20 protein-coding genes and 1 riboswitch are annotated in these 18,073 nt (G+C 35.4%); of the genes, 1 reads left to right on the top strand and 19 read right to left on the bottom strand.

The window, feature by feature from the left end; translation table 11 throughout:
- Positions 1–55: 55 nt before the first annotated feature.
- The 14 genes from thiD to JNUCC83_RS11650 all read right to left on the bottom strand — a co-directional run bounded on the left by thiD (position 56) and on the right by JNUCC83_RS11650 (position 10,962).
- Positions 56–877 (bottom strand): bifunctional hydroxymethylpyrimidine kinase/phosphomethylpyrimidine kinase, encoded by an 822-nt coding sequence (gene thiD, locus JNUCC83_RS11715; protein ID WP_454460130.1) that lies wholly within the window; start codon positions 875–877, stop codon positions 56–58.
- On the bottom strand, positions 831–1,517 hold the full coding sequence (gene thiE, locus JNUCC83_RS11710; RefSeq protein ID WP_454460129.1) for a thiamine phosphate synthase: 687 nt from the start codon (positions 1,515–1,517) through the stop codon (positions 831–833). Before thiE ends, thiD begins: the two co-directional genes overlap by 47 nt.
- Positions 1,514–2,341: a hydroxyethylthiazole kinase gene (gene thiM, locus JNUCC83_RS11705; RefSeq protein WP_454460128.1), complete on the bottom strand. Its 828-nt coding sequence runs from the start codon at positions 2,339–2,341 to the stop codon at positions 1,514–1,516. Before thiM ends, thiE begins: the two co-directional genes overlap by 4 nt.
- Positions 2,325–2,870, bottom strand: a complete 546-nt coding sequence (thiW, locus tag JNUCC83_RS11700; RefSeq protein ID WP_454460127.1) for an energy coupling factor transporter S component ThiW — start codon at positions 2,868–2,870, stop codon at positions 2,325–2,327. Before thiW ends, thiM begins: the two co-directional genes overlap by 17 nt.
- Entirely contained in the window at positions 2,851–3,537 is a 687-nt protein-coding gene (gene tenA, locus JNUCC83_RS11695) for a thiaminase II (RefSeq protein ID WP_454460126.1), read from the bottom strand. The genes thiW and tenA overlap by 20 nt, the downstream gene beginning before the upstream one ends.
- Before the next feature lie 10 nt (positions 3,538–3,547).
- Positions 3,548–4,201 (bottom strand): CbiQ family ECF transporter T component, encoded by a 654-nt coding sequence (locus JNUCC83_RS11690; protein WP_454460125.1) that lies wholly within the window; start codon positions 4,199–4,201, stop codon positions 3,548–3,550.
- Positions 4,140–5,570, bottom strand: coding sequence for an ABC transporter ATP-binding protein (locus JNUCC83_RS11685; RefSeq protein ID WP_454460124.1), 1,431 nt, complete (start codon positions 5,568–5,570; stop codon positions 4,140–4,142). The genes JNUCC83_RS11690 and JNUCC83_RS11685 overlap by 62 nt, the downstream gene beginning before the upstream one ends.
- Positions 5,567–6,130, bottom strand: coding sequence for an ECF transporter S component (locus JNUCC83_RS11680; RefSeq protein ID WP_454461368.1), 564 nt, complete (start codon positions 6,128–6,130; stop codon positions 5,567–5,569). The genes JNUCC83_RS11685 and JNUCC83_RS11680 overlap by 4 nt, the downstream gene beginning before the upstream one ends.
- Positions 6,131–6,276: 146 nt before the next feature.
- Positions 6,277–6,365: riboswitch (TPP riboswitch) on the bottom strand.
- Positions 6,366–6,450: 85 nt separating this feature from the next.
- Positions 6,451–7,404 (bottom strand): hypothetical protein, encoded by a 954-nt coding sequence (locus tag JNUCC83_RS11675; RefSeq protein ID WP_454460123.1) that lies wholly within the window; start codon positions 7,402–7,404, stop codon positions 6,451–6,453.
- A gap of 249 nt (positions 7,405–7,653) precedes the next feature.
- Complete coding sequence (gene tnpA, locus JNUCC83_RS11670; protein ID WP_454459189.1) at positions 7,654–8,127, bottom strand: IS200/IS605 family transposase; 474 nt, start codon at positions 8,125–8,127, stop codon at positions 7,654–7,656.
- 180 nt (positions 8,128–8,307) lie between these two features.
- Positions 8,308–8,715 carry a DUF4809 family protein gene (locus tag JNUCC83_RS11665; RefSeq protein WP_454460122.1) on the bottom strand — a complete coding sequence of 136 codons (408 nt, stop codon included), beginning with the start codon at positions 8,713–8,715 and terminating at the stop codon, positions 8,308–8,310.
- A gap of 65 nt (positions 8,716–8,780) precedes the next feature.
- The gene (locus JNUCC83_RS11660) at positions 8,781–9,305 is read right to left on the bottom strand and encodes an HdeD family acid-resistance protein (RefSeq protein WP_454460121.1); all 525 of its coding nucleotides are present in this window, start codon (positions 9,303–9,305) and stop codon (positions 8,781–8,783) included.
- A gap of 111 nt (positions 9,306–9,416) precedes the next feature.
- On the bottom strand, positions 9,417–10,124 hold the full coding sequence (locus JNUCC83_RS11655; RefSeq protein WP_454460120.1) for an MgtC/SapB family protein: 708 nt from the start codon (positions 10,122–10,124) through the stop codon (positions 9,417–9,419).
- 112 nt (positions 10,125–10,236) lie between these two features.
- Positions 10,237–10,962 carry a DUF4396 domain-containing protein gene (locus tag JNUCC83_RS11650; protein WP_454460119.1) on the bottom strand — a complete coding sequence of 242 codons (726 nt, stop codon included), beginning with the start codon at positions 10,960–10,962 and terminating at the stop codon, positions 10,237–10,239.
- A 160-nt stretch (positions 10,963–11,122) separates the two neighbouring features.
- On the opposite strand from JNUCC83_RS11650, the gene JNUCC83_RS11645 reads away from it, so the two are divergent.
- Complete coding sequence (locus JNUCC83_RS11645) at positions 11,123–12,184, top strand: endonuclease (RefSeq protein ID WP_454460118.1); 1,062 nt, start codon at positions 11,123–11,125, stop codon at positions 12,182–12,184.
- Positions 12,185–12,216: 32 nt separating this feature from the next.
- Here JNUCC83_RS11645 and JNUCC83_RS11640 read toward each other — a convergent pair whose 3' ends face one another.
- The 5 genes from JNUCC83_RS11640 to iolD form a co-directional block, all read right to left on the bottom strand.
- On the bottom strand, positions 12,217–12,525 hold the full coding sequence (locus JNUCC83_RS11640; RefSeq protein ID WP_454460117.1) for a PTS sugar transporter subunit IIB: 309 nt from the start codon (positions 12,523–12,525) through the stop codon (positions 12,217–12,219).
- Between the two features lie 12 nt (positions 12,526–12,537).
- A complete protein-coding gene (gene iolG, locus JNUCC83_RS11635) occupies positions 12,538–13,542 on the bottom strand; it encodes an inositol 2-dehydrogenase (RefSeq protein WP_454460116.1) in 1,005 nt (334 codons plus the stop codon).
- A gap of 23 nt (positions 13,543–13,565) precedes the next feature.
- Positions 13,566–15,161 (bottom strand): solute:sodium symporter family transporter, encoded by a 1,596-nt coding sequence (locus JNUCC83_RS11630; RefSeq protein WP_454460115.1) that lies wholly within the window; start codon positions 15,159–15,161, stop codon positions 13,566–13,568.
- A 15-nt stretch (positions 15,162–15,176) separates the two neighbouring features.
- Positions 15,177–16,061, bottom strand: coding sequence for a myo-inosose-2 dehydratase (gene iolE, locus JNUCC83_RS11625; protein WP_454460114.1), 885 nt, complete (start codon positions 16,059–16,061; stop codon positions 15,177–15,179).
- 88 nt (positions 16,062–16,149) lie between these two features.
- The gene (gene iolD, locus JNUCC83_RS11620; protein ID WP_454460113.1) at positions 16,150–18,063 is read right to left on the bottom strand and encodes a 3D-(3,5/4)-trihydroxycyclohexane-1,2-dione acylhydrolase (decyclizing); all 1,914 of its coding nucleotides are present in this window, start codon (positions 18,061–18,063) and stop codon (positions 16,150–16,152) included.
- Between the last annotated feature and the right edge of the window lie 10 nt (positions 18,064–18,073).

The raw sequence follows: 18,073 nt of genomic DNA, 5'->3' as shown, positions 1-18,073 counted from the left end.
ATATTGTAACATTCATTTGCTAACTAGGCAATTTTAAAATATACCTTAGACTTTGTTAATCAATGATAACTTCTTGAACTAGCGTTGCCCAATGATTTGTTGGACCATGTCCATGCCCGACAAATATTTCTTGTTCAATCGCACCTTGTATAAATCCTTTAGCCAACTTAATTGCTTCTTTAATCGTGTTTCCTTTTGCAATTTCAGCTGTGATACAAGAAGAAAACGTATCCCCTGTCCCGTGAGTTTTGATTGTATCTACTCGTCTTGTACTCATCCAAAACGTTTCCCCATCTTCTAACAACACAAAATCTTTTGCCGCTTCATCTGAAGAATGCCCGCCTTTTATCACCACATTTTTAACACCCATTTTTTGCAACTCATAAGCTGCTTGAATCATCTCTTCATGTGTTCTAATCTCTTGTTGAACTAATTCTTCTGCCTCTGGAATATTAGGGGTTAACACTGTTGCTAATGGTAGTAGTTCTTCTTTAATACAGTCTACTGCCTCTTTTTTAAGAAGCGAATGACCACCTTTAGCAATCATCACTGGATCAACAATCAATGGACCAAAATTTACTTCTTTTAACTTTTGAACAATGACTTGAACATGTTCTTTATCTGCAAGCATTCCTGTTTTGCACGCACGAATATGAAAATCTGCCGCTAATGAATCAAATTGTTCGGCAACAAACTCACACGGGATAGGAAAACTATTTTGTACACCCAAAGTATTTTGAGCCGTCAATGCCACAATAATGCTCATACCAAAAACATCTCTTGCTTGAAATGTTTTTAAATCTGCTTGAATACCTGCACCACCACCTGAATCACTTCCGGCAATTGTGACGACTTGAGGGGTTTGATTGATTGTCATGATGCTTTGTCTCCTTTATGTCTAAAATCTGCTGTTTTAATGCTGTTGTTTTTTTTGTAATGTCTGTTGCTTGCATTATTTCACTAACAATCGCGACACCTGATATCTCTGTTTCTTTCAACGTAGCCATGTTTTTTTCTTTAATGCCACCAATCGCGACAACGGGTAAATTAGAGTGATGAATAATATCTTGTAAGACAGATATGTCTGTAGTTGGGGCATCTTTTTTGGTTGTCGTCGCAAATATCGCGCCAACACCTAAGTGATCCGCTCCCTGCTCTTTTGCTTCAAGTGCTCTCTCAACCGTTTTTGCTGAGACTCCTAACCACTTATCAGGGCCAATTAAACGCCGTGTCACGTCGACAGGTAATTCATCATCCCCGATATGAACCCCTGTTGCATCGATCGCTAAACAAATATCCACTCTATCATTAATAATTAAAGGAATATTATAATAATCTGTTATTTTTTTGACAGCCATAGCCTTATGATAAAAGTCATTAGCGCTCGCATTCTTCTCTCTTAGCTGAACAAGTGTTACGCCATTTTTGCAGGCTAATTCGACTCTTTTTAAAAATTCATCGTCTGATAAACCATCAGAGTTAGTCACCAAATATAATGTTAATGCTTCTTCTATCATAACCAATCTCCTTTTACCCCATCTTGCCAACTGTTATTTTGTTTCAATAATGATAGTTGGTTAAGTGTTTCTTCACGTATACTAGCAATTTTTGCGTCATTTTTTACAATCACTAACGCTTCTTCACCACATAAGTTAAAATAACTAACAGCTTGTAACACACTTTGTAGCACATCAATCCCGCTGCCTAATAATGTTGCAATCAGTGCTCCTACCACGTCTCCTGTTCCTGTAAACTGGTCTAAAGCCTCGATGCCATTTTGAAGTAGCACCACTTGAGATTGATACACCACTAAATCAGTTGGACCTGTTGCTAAAAAACAGGTGTTAGGGTATTTTTTGGTTAACTCAAGCAACCCTTTTTCTAATTCTTTCATAGCTGAGGCATCTTGGTCTCTGTCAGACGCGTCAACTCCTTTTCCATGGCTTGGCAACTGGCATAACGTTCTCATCTCTGACACATTTCCTTTGACGACTGTTGGCTCAAGAGATAACAGATGATTAGCTACCTGTTGTCTAATACGAGAACTCGACACACCAACATTGTCAACAACGATAGGAATATTATGCTTTTTCGCTTCTTCGATTGCTAGTGTCATAGCATATTCTTTTTTTTCTGATAAATGGCCAATATTAATTAATACACTACTAACTTGCTGATACAAATCAGAAAAATCACGTACGTCTTCTGTCATAATTGGTTTACCTCCAATATACAACACACTGTTTGCAACTGTTTCAATCGTGACCGAATTAGTAATACAATGCACTAAAGGAGACGGAAGTAATGGAAATGGGGTTTGAAATTTATGAGTGAGTAGCATGTTCTTCACCTAACCTTTCATTAAAAAACATTGCTTGAAGTCTTTGAAATGTTGGGACGTTGGCTAATTTTTTCATCACGATAAATGCAACAAATGACCCAATCACTGCGCCACCAATGAATCGTGGTGTATAAAAAAACCAATACATGCCATGGTTACTTCCAGTAAACCAAGCCATCACAGGATAAGATAACAATGATCCAACAATACCTGTTCCTAAAAATTCGCCAAACATCGCACTATAAACGCTAGGATACAACTTATAAAATATGCCCGCTAATAACGCACCAAATACCGCTCCTGTTAAAGCTAGTGGTGGAATCCCCAATAACATCATTCGCAATATGCCACACACAAGTGCCATGATTGTCCCATAAACTGGACCCATCAACATCACACCAATAACATTCATCACGCTAGACATGGGTGCCATTCCCTCAATACGAAAGAGTGGTGATAACACCACATCCATCGCAATCATCAAAGATAAAATCAATAATTTTTTTAAATTAGTCGTTTGAGACGGCATCTTTTTCTCCTTCCGGCCAAGTTTGATGTGTGTATGTCATGTCCCAAAATAGGTATTCCATTTGAGCACTCACATAAAAGGCCTCAATCATTTTTTCTTGTTCTATTTTATCACTTTTTTCATACAATTTATTTAATAATGCGCATTGATGCGCTACTTCTTCCTTGGCTTCATCACCCGAATACGTTTCAATCCAGCGTTGATAAAGTTGATGAGGTGATCCTGTTTTAATTAATTCCGTCCCAATTTCTTGGTATAACCACGCACACGGTAGTAATCCAGCAACTGCGCTATTAGGCGTGCCATCAATTAATTGACGATACATATGCGACACATAGTTATAAGCGGTTGGGGCAATATCAGTACTCGCAACTTCTTCTTCTGTAATCCCTAATTCAGCAAAGAAATCTTCTCTAATACTCATTTCGCCTTCTTTTAAGTGTTCTGCTCCTGTTAAAAGCATCTCTTTTACCTCGTCATCCTCCACTTGTTCTGCAATCAAACGATGTAATTTACTAAAATGTTCCAAATAATACCCATCTTGAATGAGATAATAACGAAACGCTTCATCCAATAACGTTCCTTCTTGGAGTCCAGAAACAAAAGGATGTGTGAAACTTCCTTCCCAATATGGTGCTGATTTTTCTCTTGCTAATTTTGTAAACATGTTTTTCCTCCTATGTTATGACTAAGATTATTTGTGATACAACGGTTAAACCAATTAATGCTATTAAACCTTTTGGGCACACTTTATACTGTGTATAGTGTGTTCGTGTTCCTTCTTCATCAAAGCCTCTAGAAAACATTGCTTCTGTATAGGCATCGCGCCAATGATTGGCAACAAAGATGACTTTTAAATACATGAGTGGTGAATAAAAATGTAATGTTTTCCCTCGAAACAAACTCGCCTCTTTCAAAGAAATGACCTCGTTTTTTATCATTGGCATTGCATGTAATACAACCAAAATACCGTAAACAAAAGATGTTGACATGTTTTTTTGCTCTAAAATCAACAGCAATTCTTCCAAGTCAACACCAAAAGCAAACACCATACCTATCGCTGCAAAAGCAAAGGTTCGACTAACTAACACAAGACCATACTCTGGATTATTTCCATATAAATAAACAGACCAATACGTTCCTAAAGCAGGAATCAGCGGAAAAAAAATTAACCCGAGTAAGCCAAACCATTTTTTCTTACTTATTAAGTAAATAGCACTAACGATAACTACAAAAAGATTTAAATGAATAGATGAAGTAAAGGATAACTCAATAGTCAAAAGTAGTAGTAGGATGCTTAGTGTTAAAGCTGAACTTTTCGTCACCGACACTGTGTAATGCCTCCTTTAACTGATTTTCTTGTTGCCATAGCTGATTATGCTCTAGATGTACATGGTGATGACTGATTTTATCCAACGGAGCTAACCTATGAGAGATAATCACTAAGTCTTGTCTGTGAGCTTGTTTTTCAAACCACGATGAAAAATACATTGCCGCTCTCTCATCTAATCCTGAAAACGGCTCATCCAAGAGTAGCAAAGGAACCTCTAAACTTAGCATGGTTAGTAGTTGGATTATTTTTTTCTGACCCTCACTTAGATGAAACACACTGCGATTCAGCAGTGGCTCGATACCTAGATATTGAATCGCCTCATCGCGCATAGCCTTGGCATCACTCCACTGATAAGAACTATATGTAAATTCCTCAGCTGGTGTAAGTATCACAAACTGTTTTTCAGCCTCTTGCGTCACTAACGATAATTGTTTGTATAAATGACGCCGTTTTTTCAATTTTTGACCACGAAACATCATTTTCCCTTTATACGGATGACACTGAGCAATAGAACGAAAAAGTGTTGATTTACCCGTCCCATTGTCTCCTGTAAGTGTTGTTATGCCTTCAAAAAATTGAAACGATGATTGATTTAATAACTCTCGCTGATTTTGTTTATAACGAACATTTTCTAACGTTAATATCCCTTTGGTTGAGGCAGTTTCTTTTGTTAGTAGCACATCATTTTTTTCAGACTGTAACAAGGCCGTAGGAACTAGCTGTAAGGATTGGTTGTCTAGTTGAACCCATGTATCAACCACATCCTCATAATCGCTAAAATCATGATCACAAATAATAATAGTCTTTCCCATATGTTTTAACTCATCTAGTTTGCTAATCAGTCTTTTTCTAGTTGTTGGATCAATACTAGCAAACGGTTCATCTAATAATAAAAAGGGACTATCCATCGCTAGTAACACACATAATGCCGCGCGTTGCTTTTCCCCACCAGATAATGTCGAGAGTTGCCTGTCTAATAACTCACTTGTGCCAGATAACACCACTGCTTCTTGCAGGTGGTGAGTCATATCTTTTGGATTCATTTGTAAGTTTTCTAATACAAAAAGAATTTCTCGACGCAAGGTCTTCATCGTAAATTGTTGACTTGGATTTTGAAACATCATACCGATATGTTGAGCTTTTTTAGCCATTGATTCTGCAGCTAAATTCTTCCCTTCAATTCGAATGTCTCCTGCATAAGGTACTTGAAAAAATCCGGCAATAGCTTTTAATAAAGTGGATTTCCCACTACCACTTGCACCAGATAACAACGTAAATTCATGAGGAGAGAACGTAAAATCCACATGGCTTAACAGCTTTCTATCGCCACGTTGAATCGTTACGCCACTTAACTCTATCCCTCTCATTCATTTACTACCGCAAGTTCTTGAGAGCGTCTATAAAGTGTCATCACCATTGATACGACAATTACTCCGAAAAACGTCACTGATAAAAATCTCACAGCAAGGAGTGATAAAATCATCCCAATAGAATAAGCGCCATAACCAAATTTGAAAAATTCATACACAAAACTTAATACAGTTGTCCCTATAGCCCCATAAAATAATGGCACAATATCATACCGTTTGTATCGTGTGACCATAAACCCTAATTCTGTCCCAAGACCTTGGAAAAATCCGGAAATAAGAACACCAGGTCCAAAATATGTTCCATACAACATTTCAGCTAGAGCTGCTAACATTTCTCCTAAAATTGAGCTGCCTTTTCGAGGGATTAACATCCCTGCCATTGGTGCGGCCATTGTCCATAATCCAAACAATATTTCATTAGCAAAAGGACTTAACCCAAGTGGTGTCAGGACAGCTGATAACCCGGCATATAAAAATCCAGCTCCCATAAATACACCACCAAATAAAAAGGCTAATAATGCTAATAAAACAACCTGACGTAACGTCCATTTTTGCAACAAAAAAACCTCCTTTTTCTCGTTAAAAGAAACAAAAGAGGTTTGTATAATCTGATTCATGACAACATCTATCAACACCTACCCAAATAAAAAAGCCCGTCCAAATAGATTGGATGGGCGTAAATAGACCTTGGTTTAATGTTTTCATCATAAATGACACATTTCTCTTCGCCAGTACTAACTGGAGCAGATTCCATGGGTATAATCTCAGCTTTACGCACCCCAAATGTTTCTAATATTTAATTCCACTCAAATATAACACGCTTTCATACAAATAGCCAACCATTTTCACAAATCTTTATAAAAATAGCATATTAAATTTATTGCTCTACTTTTTTAACGACTACTGATGGAATCGTTATTGTTCCACCCATTGTTGATTTATAGCTCAATAATCCCATAGAATAACCTGATATTGTAATATAGTCATCTTCCAATACTCTTGAAGAAACGAGTTTACTTTCATACTCGGCATATACGATAGTATCATGATTACCATCAACTGCTATACGAAGCTGTGTGTCTTTATCATCTTCCAATACTTGGACTACTTTACCAGAAAACTTAACTTTTTTCATTATGAAATCATCAGGGGTTCTCGCTAACTGTTGATACGTAATACCTGTATCATATCCTTTAGCCTCTTCTTCAGCTTTTTCTTTCGCTCGTTTATCTTGTTCTTCTTTTTGTTTTTTACGTTCGTCTTCCTCTTTTTTAGCTTTATCTTCAAGTTCTTTTATTTTATCAGACAATTCATTAATGACTGTTCCGTCGACGTACGCTTTTTGTTCATCGTTTAATTGATCATATGCTTTTTTTGCTTGTTCTACTTTTTCTTTATGATCTAGATTTATAAGCGTCACACTAGGTAGCTCACCTAATTGATTGGATACTTTCTTAGCTATCTCAATGTTTTTCTGTTGTTTTTCTAAATCAGCATCAGCTAGTTGCTCATACGGTGACATTTTTTCTTTGTAATCATCATATAAAGATTTTTGATTATCTAAATCTCCATATACCAACCTAACTTGTGCTTGTAATTGTTGATTAACATCAAAATATATAAATAGAAGCAACCACATCATAATAATCCATACAAATTTCAATGGTAAAATAATACTCACTGCAATCTTAACCTTTTTACTAAATCCTTTATTTTTCCATAATAAAAACAACCCCAATGGAAAAAATACAATTAATGAAATGATTAAAAACCATTCTGTCTTCATCATCTCTTTCATCTTATAAACTACAATTCCTTTTTCTTTCCCCAATACCTTCACTCCTATTTTTATTAGTAACCTGAAATAGTTTATCGATATCTCATAAAGAATACTACAAAATAAACCATTTTTTATGATATAGGAGTATATAAAACAACAAGAATACAAATCAAAACCTCCAGTGAGAACTGGAGGTTTGTTCTTCGGCTGAAAGCCTCTATTACCGGCTTGAGCCTGAAAGGCTCACTGAAACGGTTTCCCTCATGCACCACATTCACTCGCTGATCCTAAAAGGATCTATTATTTCTTTTTATTTTTCTCTCCTGTAAACGGATCATATTCTTCAAATAATGTTAGTTGATCTGCTACATAATCTTCTCGAATTTGATTTCTTATGTATTCCTCAATTTGTTTCTTATTTCGTCCTACTGTATCAACATAGTAACCCCGACACCAAAATTTTCTGTTACCATATCTATATTTCAAATTAGCATGTCTGTCAAAGATCATAAGACTGCTTTTTCCTTTTAAGTAACCTATGAATCCTGAAACACTTAATTTTGGTGGAATACTTACTAACATATGAACATGATCTTTACATGCGCTAGCTTCAATTATTTCAACACCTTTTCGCTCACATAATAACCTTAGTATTTCTCCGATACTTTGTTTGTATTTTCCATAAATAATTTGTCGTCTGTATTTAGGTGCAAAAACTATATGATACTTACATTTCCATGTTGTGTGTGATAAACTTTGATTGTCCTTTTTCATAAGGAGCCTCCTATATGATTGATATTTTGTGGTCGGGAAACCAAATTTATCTTATCATTTTAGGAGGCTTTTTTAATACCACGCTGAAAGCTCTTTAGAACCACCCGCATAGCAGGTGGTTTTCAAAACATATAAAATAAAAGCACGTTTATTCAAATGAACAAACGTGCTTTTAAGCTATTAATTTTCAGGTATATCTGTCACAAATTCTACTTCATCAAGTTTAAATTGTTCTGTTAATAACTCATTTACAACGTTAAATAATTCTGTTTCTGTTGTATATCTTGGTTTTACTTGTTTTACTGATTGACCATTTTCAAATCGTAAACCTTGATAAGATTCAAAAACATTCACAGTATTTGTTGTGTTTTCAAACACATCGTAATCTTCAGTTACATCGTATTCTTGGCGTTCTTTGTAGCTATGTTCTCTTAAAATTGGACGTAACAAGGAAACAACATCAAGATTAGGAATAGCCATTGTTTTTCCGGCTAATTCTACTTCGTAAGTAGGCGTTGCAGTTGTTGGACAAACATTACACCCACCATGTACGATTTCTGTGGTACAATGAATAACGATTTTTTCCACTATTATCACACCTTTAATTTTACTGTTATCTAACTTATTTATAGTATAACATATCCATCCAATTTTTAGCGGAATGAATAAATAATTTCAGTGATTCCAAACATCATAAAGTAAAATCCAACTAAAAAGCTCAATGTTAATGCAGAGGATAGCGGATTAAATAATAACATAAATCCGACAATCACGCCTAGTATGTTAATAATGATTGAAAACCAATAGTAACCATTACTAATATTTTTTAATGCACTTGAGCTAAAAATACCAACCAATGAGTCCACTAAAAACCAAATAGCAAACACAAACGGTAAAGCAACTACACCTGCGGATATATTGAATAATAAAAATATTCCGATAATAATATCAAAAATACCAACAATAATCGGCATTGTAGCTGAGATTCCGGTAAATTCTCTAACTTTTTTTCTTAAAAATAATTCAAAAATCCCTTTAATGATAGCAAACATACCAAACACAATGACTATGGCTACTAAATTACCAGTTGGGTCTTGAAATGATGTAAGCGATGCAAAAATAAATAGAATTCCTAACAGAAATGATACCCAATCAAAACCGCTTTTTTCGTTTGACATAACAATCTCTCCCTTTCCAATACTACGATATATCATCATATTATTCTTTAATAACAAAAATCGCAAGGAATCATACCTCAATTTATATAAAATAACGATTATATTCATAATTTAATCACTAATAGCTACTAATCTTATTTCTCGTACATTTGTATACATAGATAACTCTTCAATAACATCTGCATAGGTTAATGTCTTGGGTAAATCAATCGTAAACACATTTTTATAATATTTTTCGCCATCAATAATTTGAACTTCAAATGTGACATCTTCAATCTCTATATGGTGTTTTTCAAAGTATTGTTGAATAAAATCTTTCGTTTCTTTTCGATGAACATACTGAATTTCTAAATTATTGACTTTAGAGACTGTAATAATTCGCTTCACTAACGAAAGAGCAAACATAATTGAAATAAATCCTAAAATAGTAACTAGATAAAATCCCATACCTAAACCAATGCCAATAGCTGCACACGACCACAATGATGCCGCAGTAGTTAACCCCGTAATGCGTTGTCTCGTAACAATAATCGTTCCTGCGCCTAAAAAACCAATGCCACTAACGACTTGTGCAATTAATCTTGATTGATCAAATTTAATGATATTTATCATATCGGGATTTTCTCTAACTAGTTTGATAGCCTCAATCGCAATTTCTTGTTGTATCAAAGCTATGATAGTTGCCCCTAAACATACTAAAATATGTGTCTTCATGCCTGCCGGACGATTTTTTTGTTCTCGTTCATACCCTATTATTCCCCCCATCACAACAGATAAGCCTAATCTTATCACTATTTGAATAAATGTCAGCTTTAGCATAGATTAATCTCCTTTTTAACTATATTCTATACTATTTTGTACACTCCTTCTAAATAATTATTAAAATAACGATAAGCATCATTGTAAAATAACGTAGATTTTTTCATGTTTTTTACATTTTTTCCTTAATCCCTTTCTTAATTAACCACCAATTCATCGGATAAGCTGTACAAAAACCAATAAGCATAGCAAGTTGCATCATTACCCAAAAAACGGGTGTCGTTGGGGAGAGCTCTCCTCCAAAATAGTGAGGAAATAATACAAGCTGACAATAAGCAACAGTCGCATACATTCCAATTTGCCAACAAGACAATGATAGCGTGTCAGCTTTTATTGCTGCAATAATTCCCGCTCTTTTTGTTAGATGCTTCATTGGAACAATCGCAAAATATTGAAAACTCACCCCAATACAAAGGGCTAAAATAAATGCTAAAACAAATCCTGCAAATAATTTGTGGAAAAAAATAGTTAAATACCCTCCAACCATATAAAGAGACGGAAAAAAATATAATAACCATTCTATGATTAAGTCTGCTAAACTGCATCCTGCACCACAATGACAGGTTCCAATAAAAACTGAGACCGCCATTGGCTTATCATGTTGTTTCAGCGCATCACTCATCGATAGATTATTAGATTTTTTTACTTTTCCCCATTTCTCATAGGCTAGTAGCCAAACGACCGAACCAAACAGTGCAGTAAGTGGCCAAACAATTGCCATGACTGTCATTTTGGGTGGATTTTTCTTAACATCTTGAGCAATATAGAGAAACGACATTCCTGCTACTATTAAACTTAACCATGAGATAACGGTGACCCAATGTGGGATTGATATCATGTGTTTTCCTCCTAAAAATTTATTATTACTATCATAAAAAAATTCCTAGAAAAAAATGTGATGTTCTCATGACTAAATCATAGCGTAAAAGATTATTTCCTAATGAGCCAAATTACTCTATAATAAACTCTAGTTGTTTACAGTGTTAAAGGAGAAAAATATGAAAAAACTATCAAAAGTGATATTAAGTTTAGTTAGCCTGTTATTGTTGAGTGCACTAATATTTATCGGCTTTCTATCAATCAACGAATATAGACCTAAAGACATTGAATCCATCAAACCAACAAATGGTACTGCAGTGATCCAACTAAATACAGACCTATCCATGCTGACACTAAACATTGGTTATGCCGGGTTATCACACTCAGAAGACTTTTTTATGGATGGTGGGAAAAATGTTCAGCCTAAGTCCAAAGAACAAGTTAGAGAGAATCTAACAGGAATTACTAATATGTTAGAAGATCACCCCTCTACTATTTATCTACTACAAGAGGTTGATTTAGACTCAAAACGCTCATATCACATCAATCAACAAGAAGACATTTCTAAATCACTCGAGACACCAAGTGTGTTTGCTTATAATTTTAATGTCCCTTACGTACCATTTCCTCTGCCTCCAATCGGTAAAGTAAAAAGCGGCATTATGACGATGACAAATTTCAAAATGGATGAGGCTAAGCGAATTTCTTTACCCAATCCTTTTTCTTGGCCAATGAGAATGGCGAATCTTAAACGTGCATTACTTGAAACAAGATTCCCCATAAGTGGTAGTGACAAAGAGCTCGTTGTGTTTAACTTACATTTAGATGCTTATGATAATGGAGAAGGAAAAATTGAACAAAGCAAACTCCTTAAAAAAGTTCTTGAAGAAGAATACAAAAAAGGCAATTATGTGATTGCTGGAGGGGATTTTAACCAAGTGTTTGAAGGCAGTCATCCTTTCCCAAAAACGGGACAAGACGGGTGGCATCCTGGAAATATCAGTACATCCGATATTCCAAAACATTTTAGTTTTTCCTATGATGATACTCATCCAACTGTTAGAGTCTTAAACCACGCATACACTGGTGATTATGATACTTCTCAAGTTTATGTCATTGATGGCTTTATTGTATCAGATAATATTAACATCAAACAAACAAATGTTTTTGATTATCAATTTAGGTATACAGATCATCATCCCGTTCAAATGACCTTTCAGTTACAAGAAAAAACCAACTAGTTATATGGGGCTAGTTGGTTTTCTTTGTCCTTTTATTTAATTCTCTCTAAAATGCGTTCAATATTCATTGTGATAAACTCATCATCTTGAATACCACTTACATAAGACTCATGAGATTTTTCTTCTAACAAACTTCTTAGCTCTTTTTCATAACGCTTAATTTGTGGGGCAAGTAAAATCACATCATAATGTTGTTGTGATAATTTTGTTTCCACACGTTGAACAGGAGCATAATCAACATCATAATTCAAACCATGATCTCTTAAACTTTCTAACATTTTTGATACAAATAATGAGGCACTGATACCTGACTCACAGATAAATAAAATACTTTTTTCCATGTCATTCACCTTTTATATTTTTTTAACTTTAACAGGCTGACCAGTTTTCAATGATTCGTTTGCTGCAAAGGCTAAACGTTGGGCCATGATACCATCTTCATATGTTACAACTGTATCTGTGTCTTCTTTAATAGCTGTCAAGAATTCTTCTACTTCTTTAATATAAGCATCATTATAACGCTCTAAGAAGAAATGTAGTGGTTTTTGGCTATGAACACCTGACTCATCTGATAACACCACATTGTTTACTAATTCATTTTCTGCTTGAGACGCACCTTTTGAACCGAATGCTTCTAAACGTTGGTCATAACCATATACTGCTTGACGACTATTACTAATTACTCCTAAGCACCCATTTTCAAACGTTAGAGTCACAATCGCAGTATCAACATCAATCCCCTCTAATTCAGGGTTAACTAGTGCATCTCCTGTAGCATACACTTCTTTTACTTCACTACCAGTAATAAAACGAGCCATATCAAAGTCATGTATCATCATATCAAAAAATAGACCGCCTGACGACTTAACATAAGACAAAGGTGGCGCCTCTGGATCACGTGAATCAATGCGTAATAATTGGATATCTCCAATTGCGCCATCTTGAACATGTTTTTCCACTTGGGCAAAGTTACGATCAAAACGACGATTCACACCTAATTGGAATTTAACACCCGCTTCTTTGACAATATGATACGTTTCAATGGTTTCTTCGTCAGAAAAACTAATCGGTTTTTCACAGAAAATGTGTTTTTTAGCTGCCGCAGCTTTTTTAATTAATTCAACATGTGTATCTGTTGGGGTACAAATAAATACTGCGTCAATCTCATCATCATTAAAGATAGTATCAAAATCTGACACTAATGGTGCCCCGTATTCCGCTTCAAAAGTTGGCATCTTATCGGCAAAAATATCTGCCACTGCTTTTACTGTCACACCTTTCATTTGTACCAAGTTTTTTGTATGAAGTTTTCCAATACGTCCCCCACCAATTACACCTACAACTAATTCTTTTGTCATATCATTCATCCCCTAATTTTTATTTATCTAGCAATCCCCAACGGAGAAAACATTAAGTATGTTAAAACAACTACCAAAATAGTAATCACACTCACTAATTTTGTATGTTTCCAAGGTGTGATATCCACTTTTGTATTAAAGACTTTTAATTCAAACTCACCATCTGGTTTAAGTTTTGACACAGCAAACATCACAAACATGTCTAAGAAAAATAGAACACTTAACACATATAGAAAATGCACATCTTTCAACACTACTTTTGATAACGCATACAAGACAATGTGCAAGTAAATCGTTACTTTTGCTGCAAATGCTGTTGCCTTTTTAGAATAAAACGCCAATAAAATAATCACTAATAATGGCATATTATATAATCCATTAAACTCTTGCACAAATTGATACAATCCAGCTGGTGCAAATGAAATTAATGGTGAAATAAAGATAGATAGTAACCCGATAGCAATCGTAATTCTTTTACCAAAACGTGTAATATCATGATCTGTTGCTTGTTTATTGAAAACAGGCTTATAAAAATCAAGTGATAATAACGTTGATGTCGCATTTAAAGCACCTGAGAATGAAGATAAAATCGCCCCAAAAATAACCGCTGCAAACACGCCATAAATCATCTCTGGTAAAACATGTGTCACAAGTGTTGGATACGCATCATCAGGCATCCCCATTAATGCATCACCAAATATATTTCTAGCTACAATTCCTGGGAACACTAAGAATAAGGCACCGAAAACTTTAAAGAACCCAACAATAAACACACCTTTTTGAGCTTCTGCTAAATTTTTTCCAGCTAACGCTTTTTGGACAATCATCTGATTGGTACACCAGAAATATAAATTATTAAACATCATTCCTGTTAATAACGTTGGCCAAGGGACAATAGCTGAATCAATTGACCCCACTGAATTAAGTAACCATGGTGTGTTATCAACAATATGATCAATCCCACCGATAAAACTTCCATTTCCAAGCATTGTAACCCCAATTGCTGGGATAAGAAGCCCACAAGTTAGTAGTCCAAATCCATAAACAGTATCACTATAGGCACTTAAACGTAATCCACCAATTAATAAGTATAAAATGCCGATGACACCAATCGCAAGTGATACAATAATAATTGAGGTAATCGGTCGAATCCCTAATAATTCATCAATCCGAAAAATTTTATTAAATACTAATGATCCAGAATATAACACAACTGGTAAAAAGGATGTGATATAAGTAATAATAAATAATGCCGAAATAATGCGCTTGATTTGTGTATCATAACGTATTTCAATAAAATCTGATACTGTATTAATACCATATTTCAAATACTTTGGTAAAAAGACAGAGGCTAACATAACAATGGCAATGGCTGATGTTACTTCCCACGCCATAACTTCCATACCCGCGACATAACTTTGTCCATTTTGACCGACAATTTGTTCTGTTGATAGGTTCGTCATAATGATTGAACCTGCAATCGGTAGAGCAGTCAAACTTCGACCACCCATAAAGAATCCTTCTGCTCCATCAACATTGACACCGCGTGATCGCTTAAATGCAAACAACCACACACAACTAATAATGACAACAAAACTTAGAATAGAAAATAGATTCATAACCGTCTCCCTTAATTACAGTTTCGTAACTGAATTGATGTATTCACGAGCATTTTTTGCATAGATAAATGGATTCGCTTTTGCTGGATCTTGTTCTGCTTCAACCACTATCCAACCTTCGTACCCATCTTTTTCAATTTCTTCCCATATCGGTATAAAATCAATCATCCCATCTCCTGGTACAGTGAAGACTCCCTCTTTTACGCCTTTTAAGAAACTAAATGAATTAGCTTTAACTTCTTCCATTTTTTCCTGACGAATGTCTTTAAAGTGAATATGTTTGATGCGGTCTTTATGCGTCTGATACACGTCAATCGGATCTTCACCTGAGAAAACCAAATGACCAGTATCATATAATAGTGATACTTTTTTAGGATCTGTTTCAACCATCAAACGATTGATTTCATCTGTTGTTTGAACCCCTGTCCCCATATGGTGGTGATAAACAATCGACATACCTTTTTCATTTGCCAATTCACCTAATTTTTCTAAGCCATCCGTTAGTTTTTTCCACTCTTCTTCTGTAAATTCAGGTTTTTTATCAAAAACAGGTGTATCCATTTGTCCTTGTACACTATGTCCTTGTTCTGAGACAACGATAACTTTTGCGCCCATTGCATATAAAAAGTCACGGTGTAAAATAAATGCTTCTTTAGTCTCTTCAAATGGTTTGGTAGTTAAAAAGGCACTAAACCATGCACTCGCAACGGATAAGCCACGTGGTTCTAAATAGCTTTTTAATTCTTCTGGATTTTTCGGATATTTATTTCCAATTTCTGTTCCTGTGTACCCTGCTAATGCCATTTCACTGACACATTGTTCAAACGTATTCTCTTGACCTAATTCTGGCATATCATCATTTGTCCAAGCGATTGGTGCAATCCCTAACTTAATTGTCATAGTATCCTCCTGGCTCAAAAAGAGCGCTTTCTTTATTTTTAAAAGAAATATAGCTAACACCTTTTTTAGCTAGCTATATTCCCCAACCTTAATACTTCCACGCTTTTTCTAACTTTTGTTCTCGTTGTTTCCATGCTTGTGTCACATTAGGATTATCTGATACTTCTGATACCCCAACATTCCACCAACCACCATATCCATCAGTCATTGTTTTTGGTAATACTTTAATGTCAATCAATGTTGACACTGTTTGTTTTTTCGCATCTTCTAGTGCGGCAACAAGTTCTTCACGTGTGGTAACACGATACACTTTTGCCCCGTATCCTTTTGCAACCATCGCATAATCAATTGCCATAATCTGATTATCAATATCACGTAATTCACAGTTGAAACTTCCACCGCCATTAGACATTTGCAAATTATTGATACAGCCATATCCAGCGTTATCAAACAAACACACATTAATTTTTTGTTTGTACTGAAGTGCTGTCACAAGTTCTGTATGTAACATCAAGAAACTACCATCACCTAATACAGCATAGACTTCTTGATTTGGGTTAGCTAATTTTGCTCCTAACGCTCCTGCTACTTCATACCCCATACATGAATACCCATACTCTAAATGATATGTATTGACTGTGTCCGTTTCCCATAAACGTTGGACATCACCTGGTAAAGAACCTGCTGAAGCAACGACAATACTGTCATCTGATACTGTATCATTTAACGTGATGAGTGCATTAGTTTGAGTAAATTCAGTTTGCAGCACATCAGCATAGTCATTCATGATCTCTTGTGAAAAATGATCCACAATTTCTGCTTTAAATGTTTCTCTATTAAAGACAATATTATGTAAACGTTGGCGTTCTTCTTGCCATTCTTTTTGCCATTCTTCTAACTCATGACCATAACTGGCTTTATAATTACCAAGATGTTGACTAAACCATTCTAAACTAGCCTTCGCATCACCCACTACTTGTAAGGCATCAAATTTATATGCTTGTACTCGGCTCACATTGATATTAATAAATCGTGTTTTATCATAATCAAATGCTGTCTTTGATGACGTGGTAAAATCGGTATAACGAGTGCCAATTCCTATCACTAAATCAGCAGACTCAATCGCTTTATTAGCTGCTGATGTCCCTAAGATACCTGTACCACCTAAGTTATAAGCAAAACTATTTGGAATAGTTGACTTACCTGCATGTGTTTCAACTAATGGGATATTATGTTGCGTTGCAATCTGTTGGATTACCTCGCCAGCACCAGAATATCTCGCACCACCACCCACAATCATCACTGGACGTTTGCTTTCTTTGATTCTATCTAGTGCGTCATTCAAGGCTCTTTCAACTGGATTTGTGCGATCTAAATAGTGAACACGTTTTTTAAAGAATGAGGCATCAAAATCAAATGCTTCCCCTTCAGTATCTTGCGGTAAACAAATCGTTGCTGGTCCAGCTGTTGCCGGATTTGTCATCACTTCAAATGCTCGAATTAACGCTGACATCAACTGTTCAGGACGCGTCACACGATCCCAATATCGTGATACCGCTTTAAACGCATCATTTGTTGTTAGTGAAATACTAGATTCATGCTCTAGTTGTTGCAACACTGGATCTGATTGACGTGTCGCAAAAGTATCTGCTGGTAAAAATAAAACAGGAATATTATTCGCATGTGCTGTTGCTGCTGCTGTAATCATGTTTGCCGAACCAGGTCCAGCTGAAGCAGTCACTGCATAAATTTTTTGTCGTTTCATTTGTTTGGCATAAGCAATCGCCGCATGAGCCATTCCTTGTTCATTTTTACCTTGCATTATTTTTAAATGCCCTGGATTTTCTTCTAGAGCATGACCTAGACCTAAGACGTTACCATGACCAAAAATATTGAATACTCCCTCAACAAAAGGTGTTTCCACGCCATCAACATAGATATATTGTTGATTTAAAAACTTAACTAATGCTTGTGCTGTTGTTAATCGAATGGTTTCTCTCATTAGCTTACTT

The sequence above is a fragment of the Vagococcus sp. JNUCC 83 genome, assembly GCF_053667615.1.
This window is presented reverse-complemented; position numbering and strand designations above follow the sequence as displayed.